The organism is Candidatus Enterococcus courvalinii (assembly GCF_017315945.1).
Lineage (GTDB): Bacteria > Bacillota > Bacilli > Lactobacillales > Enterococcaceae > Enterococcus_B > Enterococcus_B courvalinii.
Window position 1 is genome coordinate 116,812 of sequence record NZ_JAFLWI010000009.1, and the last position, 16,388, is coordinate 133,199.

14 protein-coding genes are annotated in these 16,388 nt (G+C 35.4%); 1 reads left to right on the forward strand and 13 read right to left on the reverse strand.

Going from position 1 to position 16,388, the window contains the following annotated elements; genetic code table 11:
* Positions 1–80: 80 nt before the first annotated feature.
* From JZO71_RS07885 to dnaA, 13 genes are all read right to left on the reverse strand, one after another.
* Positions 81–1,373: an adenylosuccinate synthase gene (locus JZO71_RS07885; RefSeq protein ID WP_206898958.1), complete on the reverse strand. Its 1,293-nt coding sequence runs from the start codon at positions 1,371–1,373 to the stop codon at positions 81–83.
* Positions 1,374–1,583: 210 nt separating this feature from the next.
* Positions 1,584–2,951, reverse strand: coding sequence for a replicative DNA helicase (gene dnaB, locus JZO71_RS07890; protein WP_206898959.1), 1,368 nt, complete (start codon positions 2,949–2,951; stop codon positions 1,584–1,586).
* A 147-nt stretch (positions 2,952–3,098) separates the two neighbouring features.
* The gene (rplI, locus tag JZO71_RS07895) at positions 3,099–3,551 is read right to left on the reverse strand and encodes a 50S ribosomal protein L9 (protein ID WP_067483646.1); all 453 of its coding nucleotides are present in this window, start codon (positions 3,549–3,551) and stop codon (positions 3,099–3,101) included.
* A gap of 5 nt (positions 3,552–3,556) precedes the next feature.
* On the reverse strand, positions 3,557–5,530 hold the full coding sequence (locus JZO71_RS07900; RefSeq protein ID WP_206898960.1) for a DHH family phosphoesterase: 1,974 nt from the start codon (positions 5,528–5,530) through the stop codon (positions 3,557–3,559).
* 152 nt (positions 5,531–5,682) lie between these two features.
* Positions 5,683–5,919 (reverse strand): 30S ribosomal protein S18, encoded by a 237-nt coding sequence (rpsR, locus tag JZO71_RS07905; RefSeq protein ID WP_016623165.1) that lies wholly within the window; start codon positions 5,917–5,919, stop codon positions 5,683–5,685.
* A 24-nt stretch (positions 5,920–5,943) separates the two neighbouring features.
* Positions 5,944–6,456, reverse strand: coding sequence for a single-stranded DNA-binding protein (gene ssb, locus JZO71_RS07910; RefSeq protein WP_206898961.1), 513 nt, complete (start codon positions 6,454–6,456; stop codon positions 5,944–5,946).
* A gap of 47 nt (positions 6,457–6,503) precedes the next feature.
* The gene (gene rpsF / locus JZO71_RS07915; protein WP_067483652.1) at positions 6,504–6,803 is read right to left on the reverse strand and encodes a 30S ribosomal protein S6; all 300 of its coding nucleotides are present in this window, start codon (positions 6,801–6,803) and stop codon (positions 6,504–6,506) included.
* A gap of 181 nt (positions 6,804–6,984) precedes the next feature.
* Complete coding sequence (gene gyrA / locus JZO71_RS07920; RefSeq protein WP_206898962.1) at positions 6,985–9,477, reverse strand: DNA gyrase subunit A; 2,493 nt, start codon at positions 9,475–9,477, stop codon at positions 6,985–6,987.
* A 21-nt stretch (positions 9,478–9,498) separates the two neighbouring features.
* Positions 9,499–11,445 (reverse strand): DNA topoisomerase (ATP-hydrolyzing) subunit B, encoded by a 1,947-nt coding sequence (gene gyrB / locus JZO71_RS07925; protein ID WP_206898963.1) that lies wholly within the window; start codon positions 11,443–11,445, stop codon positions 9,499–9,501.
* Entirely contained in the window at positions 11,442–12,566 is a 1,125-nt protein-coding gene (gene recF / locus JZO71_RS07930; protein ID WP_206898964.1) for a DNA replication/repair protein RecF, read from the reverse strand. Before recF ends, gyrB begins: the two co-directional genes overlap by 4 nt.
* Positions 12,553–12,795, reverse strand: a complete 243-nt coding sequence (yaaA, locus tag JZO71_RS07935; protein WP_067483660.1) for a S4 domain-containing protein YaaA — start codon at positions 12,793–12,795, stop codon at positions 12,553–12,555. The genes recF and yaaA overlap by 14 nt, the downstream gene beginning before the upstream one ends.
* A 225-nt stretch (positions 12,796–13,020) precedes the next feature.
* Entirely contained in the window at positions 13,021–14,151 is a 1,131-nt protein-coding gene (gene dnaN / locus JZO71_RS07940) for a DNA polymerase III subunit beta (RefSeq protein WP_206898965.1), read from the reverse strand.
* Between the two features lie 178 nt (positions 14,152–14,329).
* Complete coding sequence (dnaA, locus tag JZO71_RS07945) at positions 14,330–15,664, reverse strand: chromosomal replication initiator protein DnaA (protein ID WP_206898966.1); 1,335 nt, start codon at positions 15,662–15,664, stop codon at positions 14,330–14,332.
* 518 nt (positions 15,665–16,182) lie between these two features.
* On the opposite strand from dnaA, the gene rpmH reads away from it, so the two are divergent.
* Positions 16,183–16,317: a 50S ribosomal protein L34 gene (gene rpmH / locus JZO71_RS07950; RefSeq protein WP_002293121.1), complete on the forward strand. Its 135-nt coding sequence runs from the start codon at positions 16,183–16,185 to the stop codon at positions 16,315–16,317.
* Positions 16,318–16,388: the final 71 nt, after the last annotated feature.

Consider the following 16,388-nt stretch of genomic DNA (forward strand, 5'->3'; position numbering starts at 1 on the left):
ATATCAAAAAAGTTTTCCCAAGATAACTCACTTCTAAAAGAAATGTCCTGATTCAGTTATCTACATGGGCTAAAAACGTCTTAAATTTGCGCCCATACGCTTTCTAAGATGTTTGTTTGGTTTCTGTCTGGTCCAACTGAGAAAGTAGAAATACGCACGCCTACAAGCTCTGAGATACGTCTCACATAATTACGAGCATTTTCTGGTAATTCTGCTAATGTTTTACAACTAGTAATATCTTCAGACCAACCTGGTAATTCTTCATATACAGGTTTGCAACGTTTTAATTCTTTCAAGCTAGCTGGGTAATGATAAATTAATTCTCCGTCTAATTCGTAAGCTGTACAGATTTTTACTGTGTCCAAGCCACTTAAAACATCAATAGAGTTAAGTGAGAGGTTCGTAATCCCTGATACACGTTTTGAATGACGCATAACAACTGTATCAAACCATCCAACACGACGTGGTCGACCAGTTGTTGTACCATATTCCCGACCGATTTTACGAATTTGTTCACCAGTTTCATCAAATAATTCAGTTGGGAAAGGACCATCACCTACACGTGAAGTATAAGCTTTACATACACCAACCACTTTATTGATTTTTGATGGGCCAACGCCACTACCAATTGTTACGCCCCCAGCAACTGGATTAGATGAAGTAACAAATGGATATGTTCCTTGATCAATATCCAACATAACACCTTGTGCACCTTCGAATAACACGCGCTTCCCAGCATCTAATGCATCATTTAAAATGACTGAAGTATCTGTCACATATTGTTTGATTTGTTGACCATACTCATAATATTCTTCAAAAATTTCTTCGAATGAAATTGGCTCAGAATCAAACATCTTAACAAATTGACGATTTTTGTCTTCTAAATTCATACGTAAACGTTCTTCAAAAATTTCTTTATCTAATAAATCTGCAATTCGAATCCCAACACGTGCTGCTTTATCCATGTATGCAGGTCCGATCCCTTTGATCGTTGTTCCAATTTTATTCTCGCCTTTCGCATCTTCTTGCAATTGATCTAATTTAATGTGGTATGGCAAGATGACATGCGCACGGTCAGAAATTCTTAAATTGTCCGTCGTAATATCTTTTTCGTGTAGATAGGCAAGCTCTTTTACTAAAGATTTAGGATTAACAACAACGCCATTCCCAATCACACTGATTTTATCTTTGTAAAAAATCCCAGAAGGAATTAAATGCAGTTTATACGTAACACCACTAAATTTAATTGTGTGTCCTGCATTATCGCCACCTTGGTAACGTGCGATTACTTCTGCGTTCTCACTAAGGAAGTCAGTGATTTTTCCTTTCCCTTCATCGCCCCATTGTGTACCTACTACTACTACAGATGACATTCGAACACCTCATTTTATATTATTTGATCCTGAACTATTGTACCAATTTACGCCTATATATTCAAACAAAATCGAATGATATTTTATTTTATTTTGTAAAAACGGTTTATTTACGAACGATTTACTAATTGCTTAAAAAATTTCTATAATAAAAAAAGCTTGGCTTTACTGTTTACACAATAAAATCAAACTTTTCTCAAATAAAATCGTTTAGAATTCTTCCCTTGGTGAAAGTGAAGAAAACTTATTGTATTCTTTTATAAATAGTAACTCAACAGTCCCACGTGCGCCGCTTCGGTTTTTTTCAATGATTACTTCGATTACATTATCATTTTGTGGTTCTGTCGCTTCTCCGTCTTCGCCGCCTTCACGATCATAATAATCATCACGATATAAGAACGCCACGATATCGGCATCTTGCTCAATGGATCCAGATTCCCGGATATCACTAAGAACTGGACGTTTATCTTGTCTCTGTTCTACACCACGTGAAAGTTGGGATAAGGCAATGACGGGTACTTTTAGCTCTTTTGCCAATTTTTTTAACTGACGCGAAATATCAGACACTTCTTGTTGGCGATTTTCTCGTCCACTTCCTTCAATCAATTGTAGGTAATCAATCAAAATTAACCCTAAATTTCCTTTTTCTTGTGCCAGTTTTCTACATTTCGCGCGAATTTCAGAAATTTTGATACCAGGAGTATCATCAATATAAATATTTGCTCGTGACAAACTTCCCATAGCGACAATTAAGTTTGACCACTCTTCCTCTGATAACTGACCCGTTCGTAAGTGACTAGCTTCAATAGATCCTTCTGCACAAAGCATACGATTTACTAACGATTCTGCACCCATTTCTAAACTAAAAATTGCTACAGAGCGATCGGTTTTTGTTCCCACATTTTGAGCAATGTTCAGTGCAAAAGCTGTTTTACCTACTGCAGGACGAGCAGCAATAATAATTAATTCTTCCGCTTGGAACCCTGCAGTCATTTTATCTAAACCTTGATACCCTGTCGGCAAACCAGTAATTTCTTCATTATTTTGTGCAAGCTGATCTATATTTTCAATCGTAGAGTTCAAAACTTCTGCGATTGATAAAAAACCACTACGATTTCTTTTTTCAGATACTTCTAAAATACTTCGTTCCGCGTCATCTAAAATCGACTGAACTTCTTCTCCTTGTTCAAACCCCTTAGTTACAATCCCAGTTGCTGTTTGGATTAAATTTCGCAGTAAAGATTTTTCTTCAACAATTTTGGCATAATAAGCCACATTTGCAGCTGTAGGTACTGCTAAAGCAAGTTCTGAAAGGTAACTCAATCCTCCAGCATCTTCTAAAAGATTTCCTTGCTCTAATCGATCCTTCACAGTTACAACATCTATCGCTTCATTCCGATCGTTCAATTCAATCATTGTTTCAAAAATTATTTGATGACCACGACGATAAAAATCTTTTGGCTCTATGTATTCCATGGCATCAATGATCGTTTCTGCATCAAGAAAAACAGAGCCTAAGACTGCTTGTTCCGCTTCAATATTTTGCGGTGGGATTCGATCCTGCCACACTTCACTCATACTTATCGCTCCTTGTCTTCGGTTGCTTCATTTTACAAGAAAATAACTGAAATGTACACCGCATAAGAAAGGAGGTGTGACAAGGGCTTGTCATACCTCCTTTTTTTCCGAATAAACAGTGTTCCCAAAACAACCGCTTTGTACTTCTTATTCTTGTACAACATGTACCTTAATTGTCGCAGTTACATCATGATGCAACTTCACTGGTACATTGGTGTAACCTAAAGCTCTGATCGGTGTTTCCAATTCTATTTTTCGTTTATCAATTTTTACTTTGTATTGTTTGTTCAATCCTTCTGCAATTTGTTTTGATGGAATTGATCCAAACAAACGACTGTCTTCACCAGCTTTTGCTTTGATTTCAACCACTGTGTCTTCTTTTTCAAGAAAATCTTTTAATTTTTTTGCTTCAGCTAAAATTTCTGCTTCATGCTTTTCTTGCGCTTTTTTCTGTCCAGCTAATTGACTGATGCTTCCTTTATTAGCTTCCTTAGCTAAATTATTTTTTAATAAATAGTTTTGTGCATATCCAGTTGGAACTTCTTTAACGTCCCCTTTTTTGCCTTTTCCTTTTACATCTTGCAAGAAAATTACTTTCATTTGGTCTACTCCTTATCATATATTTGATTTATATTGTTATGAATTGCTGCTAATAACTGCTCTTTTGTTTCTTCAACCGTTGTATTTTCCAATTGTGTTGCTGCATTAGTAAAATGGCCACCGCCACCTAAAGATTCCATGATGAGTTGGACATTGATTGTTCCACTACTTCTTGCACTAATCCCAATCAAGCCATCCGTTCGCTTAGTAATAACAAATGCAGCATTAATATCAATCATTGACAGCAATGTATCAGCTGTTTTAGCGGCAATAACACTATTATACTCTTTCTCATTCGTTCCTGCTGTTACGACAATATCTTCTGTCACATACTCACTGTGAGCAATTAGATCACTAATTTCTAAGTAAGTATCTAAATCAGAACTTAATAAATATTGTACTAATGACGCATCCGCTCCGCAAGACCTCAAATAACTTGCCACATCAAATGTTCGAGCTGTAGTTCTCACATTAAAACTATTCGTGTCTACAGTCATCCCAGCAAGCAAAAGTGTTGCTTCAAAACGATCAAGTTTATTGGTTCTCGTACTTTGATATTGAATCAATTCTGTGACCAATTCTGAGGCTGATGACGCGGAGGATTCAATATAAGTTAATAATGGTTTGTTTGGAAATTCTTCTCCCCGTCGATGATGATCAATAATAACAATTTTATCAAATTGGTCGTATAAGCTCTGTGAGATTGATAATGACGGTTTATGATAATCTACCATAACTAATAAATCATTGTCCTGTTTGATCTCCATCGCTTGCTCTGGTGAAATTATTTGAGCTTCTAATTCTGGATGCTTATGAATTTCTTCTAAACATCTAGAAACATCTGGGATAATTTCGTCTTCATTAATCACAACATATGCTTTTTTTTGATTAAAGCGCGCCAAACAACTAACACCGAAAGCAGAACCTAAAGCATCCATATCTGGAAAACGATGCCCCATAATAAACACATCATTTGTTTCCGTAAATATTTTCCGTAATGCCGTACTCATTGCGCGGGATCTTACTCTTGTTCTTTTTACATTTTTTGCTGATTTCCCACCATAGTAAGTTGGTTTTGAGCCCTCATGAACTTCTTTTACAACAACCTGGTCGCCCCCGCGAACTAAAGCAATATCTAAATTATTCTGCGCTTCATCGCCAATTTCTTCTAGCGTTTTTTGCCCATACGCAACACCCATGCTTAGTGTAATCGGTAAATTTTGTTTCTCCGCTTCAGCTCTCAATCGATCCAACAAATCGAATTTCTTGTCCATCATCTTTTTTAAATCAATCATTTGTGCAAAAAAGAAAAAGCGCTCTGCGTTTATTCTCTTATAAAAAATATGATATTCGTCCATCCAATCAGAAATCAATGTAGTAATAAATGAATTTAGATAAGAAATTTCTTTATCATCTAATTTATCAATTGCATCTGCATAGTTATCAATTGACAAAATTCCGATCACGGGTTGTACATTTGTTTGATGCAATTTTAATAATTGATTTTGTGTAACGTCACTGAAATAAATAACCCCTTTGATTGTATCTAAATCAAACTGAAAGGTTTTATCTGCTAAATACAATTGATTTTTCTTTTTTTCTTTTGCAGAGAAAAAAGCATCTAATAATTCAGTTTCCGATAATGCACTCTTATCTTTTATGTCTAGAGCAAAGGGATTTAACCATTCGATTTTTTGTGTTGTTGGCTGGTAAGCGATTACTCCTACAGGCATAATTTCTGAAACATATGCGAGATTGGTTTCTGCCACAGTTGATGCTTGTTGAATTTTCTCTCGGTTCCTTAGAACTAACCATCGACTCATTTTCAACCAATAACGAAACCAAAGCGCATTCATGATAAGTACAATTAATGCACTAATTAATCGAAATGGAAACACTAGAATGACCAAAACTTCAATTAGAATAAATAAAAAAAAGAAGAATGGTTTAGGGGTAAAGTTTAAATTTTCATTGTCCATGTTCTCCCTCCCACTAATAATTAGTTCAATTTTACCATATTTTCATCACTACAAGCGACTAACATCTATATTGCTTAGTAAACGACTAATTCTCTTTTATATAAAAAAGAAGCAACAACCTAAAAGGTTGCTGCTTCAAATTTTACAATTTATTAGTCTTCACTAACGAAAGGTAGTAAGCCCATAATACGAGCGCGTTTAATTGCAACAGTAAGTTTACGTTGGTTTTTAGCGCCAGTACCAGTTACACGACGTGGCAAAATTTTACCGCGTTCTGAGATAAATCTTTTTAGTAATTCGATATCTTTATAATCGATATATTCAATATGATTAGCAGCAATGTAGTCTACTTTACGACGTTTACGTCCGCCTCTTCTTTGTTGTGCCATTCTATTTCCCTCCTATCAATTCGTTTAGAATGGTAAATCATCATCTGAAATGTCAATCGTTGAACTTGAACCAAAAGGATCAGTTGTATCACGATCAAAATCAGGCATACCGTTGGATGATTGAGATGTTTGATTAAAGTTATTGTTTCCACCAAATGTGTTTGTGGATTGGTTTGAGCTTTGGTAACCGCCACTTTGTTGACGATTCTCTGATGCAGAACGAGATTCCAATAATTGGAAGTTATCAGCTACTACTTCTGTAACATAAACTTTTTGTCCTTGTTGATTGTCATAAGAACGTGTTTGAATACGACCGGTGACACCTAAAAGTGTACCTTTACGTGCATAGTTAGCCATTGTTTCTGCTGATTTACGCCATATAACGCAGTTAATAAAGTCAGCCTCTCGATTTCCACTTTGGTTTGTAAAATTACGATTTACGGCCAGAGTAAACGTTGCTACTGCAGTTCCGTTTGATGTATATCGTAAATCCGGATCTTTAGTCAGACGTCCAACTAGTACAACATTATTAATCAAAATAGCCATCTCCTCTCATCGTTTTCTTTTGTTCCATGTGAAACAAATTAAGCTTCTTCTTTAACAATCATGTGACGAACGATATCGTCGTTGATTTTAGCAAGACGATCAAATTCATTGATTGCACTTGCATTTGATGGAGAAGACACTTTAACGATGTGATAGATACCTTCACGGTAACCGTTAATTTCATAAGCTAAACGGCGTTTTTCCCAATCTTTAGATTCGATAACTTCAGCTCCGTTATCTTTTAAGATTGTATCGAAACGTTCGATTAAAGCAGTTTTTGCTTCTTCATCAATGTTTGGACGAATAATATACATGATTTCATATTTCGTATTTTCCATTGATTTCACCTCCCTATGGACTTTAGGCTCTTGTTATTCCAAGAGCAAGGAGAGTTTTCTAATATAATTAGACTACTCACAATCTTTGATTATACACGTAATACGCTCTTTGCGCAACAAAAAAATAAAAGCACCTTAAAAATTAAGGTACTCTTATTATAATTATTTTCAAAGAAAATTTTTATTCATCTGTTGTTTCTTCTACATTATTTTCTGAATTTACCTCTGCTACTTCTTCAATCGCTTCAGGTTCAACTGCTGCCATCGTTACAACTTTCGTATCAGCTTCCATTTTCATTAAACGAACACCTAATGTTGAACGACCAGTTTGAGAGACAGTTGATACATTAAAACGAATAATGACGCCCTTATCTGTAATCAACATGATATCTTCTTCGCCAGTAACAGTCGTTAATCCTGCCAAAGGACCATTCTTCTCAGTAATATTAGCCGTCTTAATTCCTTTACCACCACGACCTTTTACAGGGTACTCGGATACTTTTGTGCGTTTTCCATATCCTTTTTCTGTAATTACAAGAACTTCATGATTTTCTGTCATCAAAGCTGCACCAATGACATAGTCTTCTTCTCTTAAACGAATTCCCCTTACACCAGAAGCTGTTCTACCCATATCACGGATAGCTTCTTCTTTGAATGTAACAGAGTACCCATTGTGTGTCCCAATAATAATATTCGATTCGCCATTTGTTAGTAAGACATTGACTAACTCATCACCATCTTTTAAGCCGATGGCGATCAAACCATTACTTCTGATATTAGAAAAAGCTGTCACCGCTGTCCGTTTTACAGTTCCTAGGCGAGTAGTAAAGAACAGATAATGTCCTTCTTCTGCTTTCCCTGTCACAGCAATAATTGCTTGGATTTTTTCACTAGAATCAATTCCAAGTAAGTTAATAACAGGAATTCCTTTTGCAGTTCTCCCATATTCTGGAATTTCATATCCTTTTGCACGATATACTTTTCCATTATTCGTGAAGAATAGTAATGTATCATGTGTTGAACAAGATACTAGATTTTTTACAAAGTCATCATTGTGGACGCCCATACCTTGTACACCACGTCCACCACGTCTTTGCGCTCTAAATTCGTTATTAGCAACACGTTTGATATAACCATTATTTGTCAAAGTAATAACGATTTCTTCTTCTTCGATTAAGTCTTCATCTTCTAGGCTCAAAACTTCACCAACTAAAAGTTCTGTACGACGTTTATCGCCAAAACGTTGATTTAACTCGGCAAGTTCCGTTTTGATGATTTCAGTAATTCGTTCTGGTCTAGCTAAAATATCCGTTAAATCTGCAATTAGTTTTAGTAACTCTTGATATTCATTTTCAATTTTTTCACGTTCTAAACCAGTTAATCTACGAAGACGCATATCTAAAATGGCTTGTGCTTGACGATCTGACAAAGCAAATCGTTCAATCATTGTTGCTTTTGCAATATCGTCTGATTTTGATCCACGAATAATAGCAATAATTTCATCAATATGATCTAACGCAATTCGTAAACCTTCTAAAATGTGTGCTCTTGCTTCAGCTTTTTCTTTATCAAAAATTGTACGACGTGTAATTACTTCACGCTGATGCTCAACATAATTTACAAGAATTTCTTTCAAACTTAAAACTTTTGGAACACCTTTTTCAATTGCTAACATATTGAATCCAAACGAGTTCTGCAATGAAGTCATTTTATATAAGTTATTCAAAATAACAGAAGCACTAGCATCACGGCGAATATCAATAACAATACGCATTCCTTCACGAGAAGATTCATCTCGTAAATCAGTAATTCCTTCAATTCGTTTGTCCCGATGAAGTTCAGAAATACGTTCAATTAGTTTCGCTTTATTTACCATGTATGGTAATTCTGTAACTAAAATTCGTTCTTTGCCATTTGGCATTTCAGTGATTTCAACTTTTGCTCGAACAGTAATTGATCCTTTACCTGTTTCATATGCACGACGTATTCCAGATTTCCCCATAACTAGACCACCAGTTGGAAAATCAGGTCCAGGTAACACTTCCATTAGTTCATTTGTTGTAACTTCTGGATTTTCTATCAACAAATCAATTGCTGCCACTACTTCTGATAAATTATGTGGTGGAATGTTTGTTGCCATTCCTACCGCAATACCAGTTGTCCCATTGACCAAAAGGTTGGGAAACCGAGCAGGAAGAACTTCTGGTTCCTTTTCCGTATCATCATAGTTACTTTGGAAATCAACTGTATTTTTGTTAATATCTCTTAGCATTTCCATAGCAATCTTACTCATTCGGGCTTCCGTGTAACGCATTGCGGCAGCTCCGTCACCGTCTACAGAACCAAAGTTTCCATGACCGTCAACTAGCATATAGCGATAGCTAAATGGCTGAGCCATCCGAACCATGGATTCATAAATAGCACTATCACCGTGAGGATGGTATTTACCCATAACATCCCCAACAATTCTGGCTGATTTTTTATGTGGTTTATCAGGTGTCACACCTAATTCATTCATTCCGTACAAGATACGACGATGAACTGGTTTCAATCCATCTCGAACATCAGGTAATGCACGAGCTACAATAACACTCATTGCATAATCGATGAAGGAGTCTTTCATTTCATTGGTTAGATTGACATCATGGATGTTTTCACTAAATTTTTCACTCACAATTCTTTTCCTCCTTCATGATTAAATATCTAAGTTTTTAACGTAGTGTGCATTCTCTTCAATGAACGCACGCCGAGGTTCTACGCGATCTCCCATCAGCATTTCAAAAATTTGATCTGCAGCAATTGCATCATCTACAGTTACACGAGCCATCATTCGATTAGCAGGATCCATGGTTGTTTCCCATAGTTGATGGTCATCCATTTCCCCTAGACCTTTATAACGCTGAACATTTGGTTTAGGTGATGCAGGTAAGGTCGCAATAACATTTTTCAAGTCCTCTTCTGCATTTTTTCCAGGCTGAACATAAGTGATTTTCTTTCCTTGTTTTACCCCGTATAAAGGTGGTTGCGCAATATAAACATAGCCAGCCTCCACGATTGGACGCATGTAACGATAAAACAGTGTTAATAGCAATGTTCTGATATGAGCACCATCGACATCGGCATCGGTCATGATGACTAATTTGTGATAACGTGCCTTTGATACATCAAAATCTGCTCCAAATCCTGTACCCATTGCTGTAAACAATGAGCGAATTTCCTCATTGGCTAAAATTTTATCCATACTTGCTTTTTCGACGTTTAAAATTTTCCCACGAATTGGCAAAATTGCTTGGAACTGACGATCACGTCCTTGTTTTGCTGATCCTCCCGCAGAGTCTCCTTCGACGATGAATAATTCACATTTTTCAGGATCATTACTTGAACAGTCAGCTAATTTTCCTGGTAAATTACTAATTTCTAGTGCGCCTTTGCGTCGAGTAACTTCACGTGCACGTTTAGCTGCTAAGCGTGCCTTAGATGCAAGTAATCCCTTATCAACAATTTGTCGTCCAACACTTGGATTTTCAAGTAAAAATTTCATGAAATGTTCACTAAACAAGCGGTCTGTTACAGTACGAACTTCTGAATTTCCTAATTTTGTTTTCGTTTGACCTTCAAACTGTGGATCTGGATGTTTAATTGAAATAACAGCTGTTAAACCTTCGCGAACATCTTCCCCAGTTAAGTTGTCATCATTTTCTTTCATTAATTTTTGCTTTCTTGCATAGTCATTAACAACGCGTGTCAGTGCCGTTTTAAATCCAGATTCATGTGTTCCACCTTCATATGTATGAATATTATTGGCAAAACTCATAATATTTGAATGATAACCATCTGTATACTGCATTGATACTTCGACTGTAATATCTTGCTGCTCACCTTCCAAATAAACTGGTTCTGGGAACAAGACATTTTTACTGTTATTTAAAAATTCAACGTAACTCTTGATACCACCATCATAATGATATTCTTTAATAACCGGTTCTTCTTCACGCTTGTCTTCAATTGAAATGTGCATGCCTCGATTTAAGAAAGCTAATTCTCTAATACGTGTTGCTAATTTATTGAAATCAAAAACGGTTGTTTCAGTGAATATTTCTGGATCAGGAATAAAATGAACAGTTGTTCCATGACGATCAGTTGTGTCAATAATCTTCAAATCATCGACAACTGCACCTCGACGATATTCTTGATAATAAACATTTCCGTCTTTGTAAACTCTCACATCTAATGACGTAGACAATGCATTAACAACAGAAGACCCTACACCATGAAGACCACCAGACACCTTGTATCCGCCACCGCCAAATTTACCTCCGGCATGCAAGATAGTAAAAACTGTCTCAACAGCAGGACGACCTGTTTTAGCTTGAATATCAACAGGTATACCTCGACCATCATCAACGACTGTTATACTGTTGTCCTTTTCAATAATTACATGAATAGAAGTAGCAAAACCAGCTAATACTTCATCAATTGAATTATCAACGATTTCCCATACTAAGTGGTGTAATCCTTCTGAGCTCGTTGTCCCAATGTACATTCCTGGACGTTTACGAACGGCTTCCAGTCCTTCTAATACTTGAATCTGACTGGCATCATATTCTTTAGCGCGATCCACTAAACTTTTTTCTTCTGTCATTCAGTTTCGTCTCCTTTTATTTTTCCCTGTTGAACATAGAATATTTCTGGCTCAACGGTCATTTTATTTTTTACATGGTCAAGTGTCGTCGTTGTTAAAAAGGTTTGAACTTTTCCTTCAATAGTCTCTAACAAATGTAATTGGCGGTTATCATCTAATTCACTCATCACATCATCCAATAACAAAATTGGATACTCACCTGTTTCTTCTTTAATCAAATCGATTTCTGCCAATTTTACACTTAAAGCAGTAGTTCTCTGCTGCCCTTGTGAACCATAAACTTGAACGTTTTTTTCATTGATAAAAAAATGAAGGTCATCTCGATGGGGTCCTACAGTTGTCATACCTCGAAATAGATCCTTTTTTTGATTTTGCACTAATTCTTCTAAAAATTGTTTTTGAATTTGTTCTTGTGTTTGATTCTCTAAAGAATTAAGCGTGGTCACATATTCAATTCTTAGCTGTTCTTTTTGATGCGTGATTTGTTGATGTAGTGAATTGGCCCAAAATTCTAGCCTTTTAATAAATTGGCTTCTAGCTTTTAACACTTTACTTCCAAAGTCTGCCAATTGTTCCGATAAAATATCTAGATAAAGCAAATCTGATTGTTTTTTTTCGCTCAATTGCTTTAAATATTGATTTCTTTGTTTCAAAATTGACTGATATTGAACCAAATTGTATAGATAAATAGGATTGATTTGGCCTAATTCCATATCTAAAAATTTTCGTCGTATTTGAGGGCTGCCTTTCACCAATGATAAATCTTCTGGTGCAAATAAAATGACATTTAGCTGCCCAACATAACTACTTAGTTTTTTTTGTTCAATATGATTGATCTTGGTTTTACGCCCTTTTTTAGATAGTAAAATCTCTAAAGGGAGCTTAGAAGAACCCTTACTAATTTCTCCCTGAACAAGTGCTTGTTCTTGTTCCCAACCAATTAGTTCCTGCTCACTGGTTGTACGATGACTTCGTGTCATAGCAAGTACATAAATGCTTTCTAACAGATTCGTCTTTCCCTGAGCATTCTCTCCCAAAAAAATAATCAAATTCTTGGAGAAATCCATGGTCAATTCATCATAGTTTCTATAATTTTTAAGGTGGAGCTTATTCAGCCTCATTGTTCACTTTTCCTTTTTTTACCATAAAAAAAGTTCCTACATCTGGAACTTCGATCATCATCCCGGGATAAAGTTTTCTTCCACGACGGTTTTCTGGTTCACCGTCAACTAAAACAGTATTTTCAGCTAAATACCACTTTGCTTGGCCACCACTACCAATAACAGTAGTTTCTTTCAACATTTGGCCCAACGTCATAAATTCTGTTTCTAAAATGACTTGTTGTTTCAATATCCATCCCTCATTTTCATTATTAAACATAGCATTATTATACCTTTTTTTGAGGAATAAAACAAATTTTCCTACATATTTTCAAATATAAGAAGATTTAATTGTAAAAAGGTCTTTTGAATAAAAAGAAACAGAAAGCCTTAAAATTGATTTTAGGGCCTTCTGTTTAAAAATTTATTTTTTTGATTTCTTTTCAAAGTATTTTTCAAAAGAATGAAAAAAAGATTAATTTGTTCGAACTGGCGTAATTAATTGAATAAATTGAACACCTTCTTCAGCTGGTTCTAGTGTGAACGGACGAATAGCTGAAATAAATTTAATTTTGATACTCATATCACCAAATGCACGTAAAGCAGCTTTCATGTAGTCTGGATTAAATGAAATTTCTAATGGATCTCCACTACTAGTCGTATAAGTTAGGCTTTCTTCTACTTTACCAATTTCAGGTGAGTTTCCATATAACACAACTGAATCTGAATTAATCGATAGACGAACAATGTTATTACGGCCTTCATGAGACAACAATGAAGCACGCTCAATCGCAGCTAATAAGCTGGGTACTGAAAATTCGACTTCTGTGTTAAAGCTTGATGGGATTAAACGATTTGTATCAGGATAATTTCCTTCTAGTAAACGAGAATAGAAGAACATTGTTTCTGTCTTAAAGAGTACTTGGTTTTCCATGATACTAATTTCAACAATCTCTTCTTCGTTTGTCAACGAGCGAGAAAGTTCAGTCAGGCTTTTACCAGGGATAACAATATCAAAATGATCCGCTGTTTGTTCTACTGGTATAACTCGTTGACTTAAACGATGTGAATCTGTAGCAACAGCTAATAAAGATTCATCCGATAAAATTAAATGCACCCCAGTTAAAATTGGGCGACTTTCATGTTGAGAAACAGCAAAAACTGTTTCATTGATCAATTTATTTAATACATGTACCGGTAATTTCATTTGATTATGACTTTCAACAACTGGTAAATGTGGGTAATTATCTGCATCTAATCCATTGACAGTAAAGTTAGCTTTACCAGAAGTAATTGCTACCTGTTTATTTTCTAAAACTTCCAAAGTAAAGTTTTCTTCAGGTAAACGACGAATAATTTCACTGAAAAAGCGCGCTTGTAACACAATTGAACCTGTAGATTCAATTTGCATTTGAGCTTTTTCGTTTTCAACAGATAAAAGTGTTTCGATTGAGATATCTGCGTTGCTCCCCGTTAAAGTTAAGCCTTCGTCAGTTAATGTGATTTTGACCCCAGTTAAAATTGGGATAGTCGTTTTACTTGAGATAGCTCTTTGAACAGTTTGTAGTTCTTGCATAAAGCTAGCTCGATTTAAAGTAACTTTCATGATGAATCTCCTTTTGATTAGTTAATTTATTATTAGTTAATTAAAATAATAAAAGTAATAGGGCATGTTAATTTTGTGGAAAACTATTAAAACCATAATTGTCCGTAGAAAAAAAGGTTGTGGACAAACTGTGGATAAAAAAAGACAAACTCTTGCTTTTATCCACAAACTAATTAAGCTAATTAAGTAAGAAATTTTTGATTTCTGAAACTTCATTTTGCATGCTCATGCTTGAATCCATCAAATGTTGGATTTTTTCATGTGCATGGATGACAGTTGTATGATCTTTTCCGCCAAATTCAGCACCAATTTTTGGTAATGAGCTGTCTGTGAGTTCGCGTGCAAGATACATCGCAATTTGACGTGGAACAACAATAGACTTGACACGTTTCTTCCCTTTTAAATCTTTCAGCTGAACATGGTAATACTTAGCAACTTCTTCTTGGATTTGTAAAATAGTCAATTGAGAATGACCTTTCCCAGATTTTAATGTCTTTAAAGCATCAGCGGCCAAGCTAGTCGAAATATCTGAGCTATTGATTGCAGCAAAAGCTTGAACTCGAACCAAAGCTCCTTCAAGTTCGCGAATGTTCGAGTCGATTTGGCCTGCAATATAACTTAAGGTATCATCTGGAATCTCTAATTGCTCGGCAGCAGCTTTTTTCCGTAAAATTGCTGTTCTAGTTTCCAGATCTGGAGGCGTGATATCGACAGAAAGTCCCCAAGCAAAGCGTGAAACTAGGCGTTCTTGTAGTTTTGGAATTTCATTGGGCAAACGATCACTTGTTAATACGATTTGTTTGCCTTCATTGTAAAGTGCATTAAATGTATGGAAAAATTCTTCTTGCGTAGCTTCTTTTTCTGCAAAAAATTGAATGTCATCTACTAATAGTAAATCAACATTTCGATATTCTTGGCGAAATTCTTCAGCAGTTTTATTTTGGATTGAATTGATAAAATCATTTGCGAAAGTTTCGCTGCTTACATATTTTACTTTTGCATTTGGTTGGCTTAACAACATTTGATGACCAATTGCATGCATCAAATGAGTTTTACCCAAACCAACACCACCATAAAAGAAGAGTGGATTATAAATAGATCCAGGATCTTCTGCTACAACTAATGCTGCAGCATGCGCCATTTGGTTTCCTTTCCCTATAACAAATGTATCAAAAGTGTATTTAGGATTTAACATGGCTTTTTTAATCGGGGCAACTACAGCTGGCTTCTCGTTTTTTTCAATAATAATTTCTTCTTGTTCAATCTCATCCCCAGTGACAAAACGTGGAATAATTTCATCTTCGGTCAGCATATAGCCGACTTCAACAATTTTTGTAGCTAGATTTTTCTCCCAATATTCTTTGTGAATCTTACTTGGAACCTCTAAGACAAATTGATGATTGTCTAGTGAGCGAGGTGTTGCAGTTTCAATCCAAGTATTGTAACTCGCTGGAGATAAATCTCTTTGATAAGTAGTTTTTAATTCGTTCCATAAAGCATCGAGGGATACCATAAGGCTTCCTCCTTCATTAAAAAGTGAATAACTAGTACTAATTTAGCATTTTTTTAGATAGTTTTCCACAGAAAGAAAAGAAAAAAATAAATTTATTTATATTATCCACAAAATTCACGCAAGAAAAAAAGAAAAAATCACAAGAGAGGAAAAAGTTTATCCACAGGAGTAATTAACAGGTGGATAAGTGACAAGATAAAAAAGTTTTCAACAAGTATGTGTGGATAAAAAAGTAAGTATATACAGATGATACATGAAACAATTCACAGAAAAATGAAACCTTGTGGATTTCTTTTTTTACATGTGTTTATTCTGTGTAAAAAGCATGCTAAAAAGATTGTGGATAATTGTTGTTGATAACTTTTTCCACAAAAAAATCACACAGCAAAAAAGAATGTTGTGGATAAGTTTTAAGTGAGTTACTATTATTTTATATTGACAAAACAGCATTCTAGTCGGTATACTATCAAAGTATGTCTGTGTTTATAATTAGATAAGAAATTTTGGAGGTGGAATACATGAAAAGAACATACCAACCAAATAAACGTAAACGTCAAAAAGTTCACGGATTCCGTAAACGTATGAGTACTAAAAATGGACGTCGTGTTTTAGCAAGCCGTCGTCGTAAAGGAAGAAAAGTTCTTTCAGCTTAGGCCACTGGGGTTTCAGTGGTTTTTTTTATGCCCTTTTTTAGGGAAATGATGAACTGATAACAGTAAATATG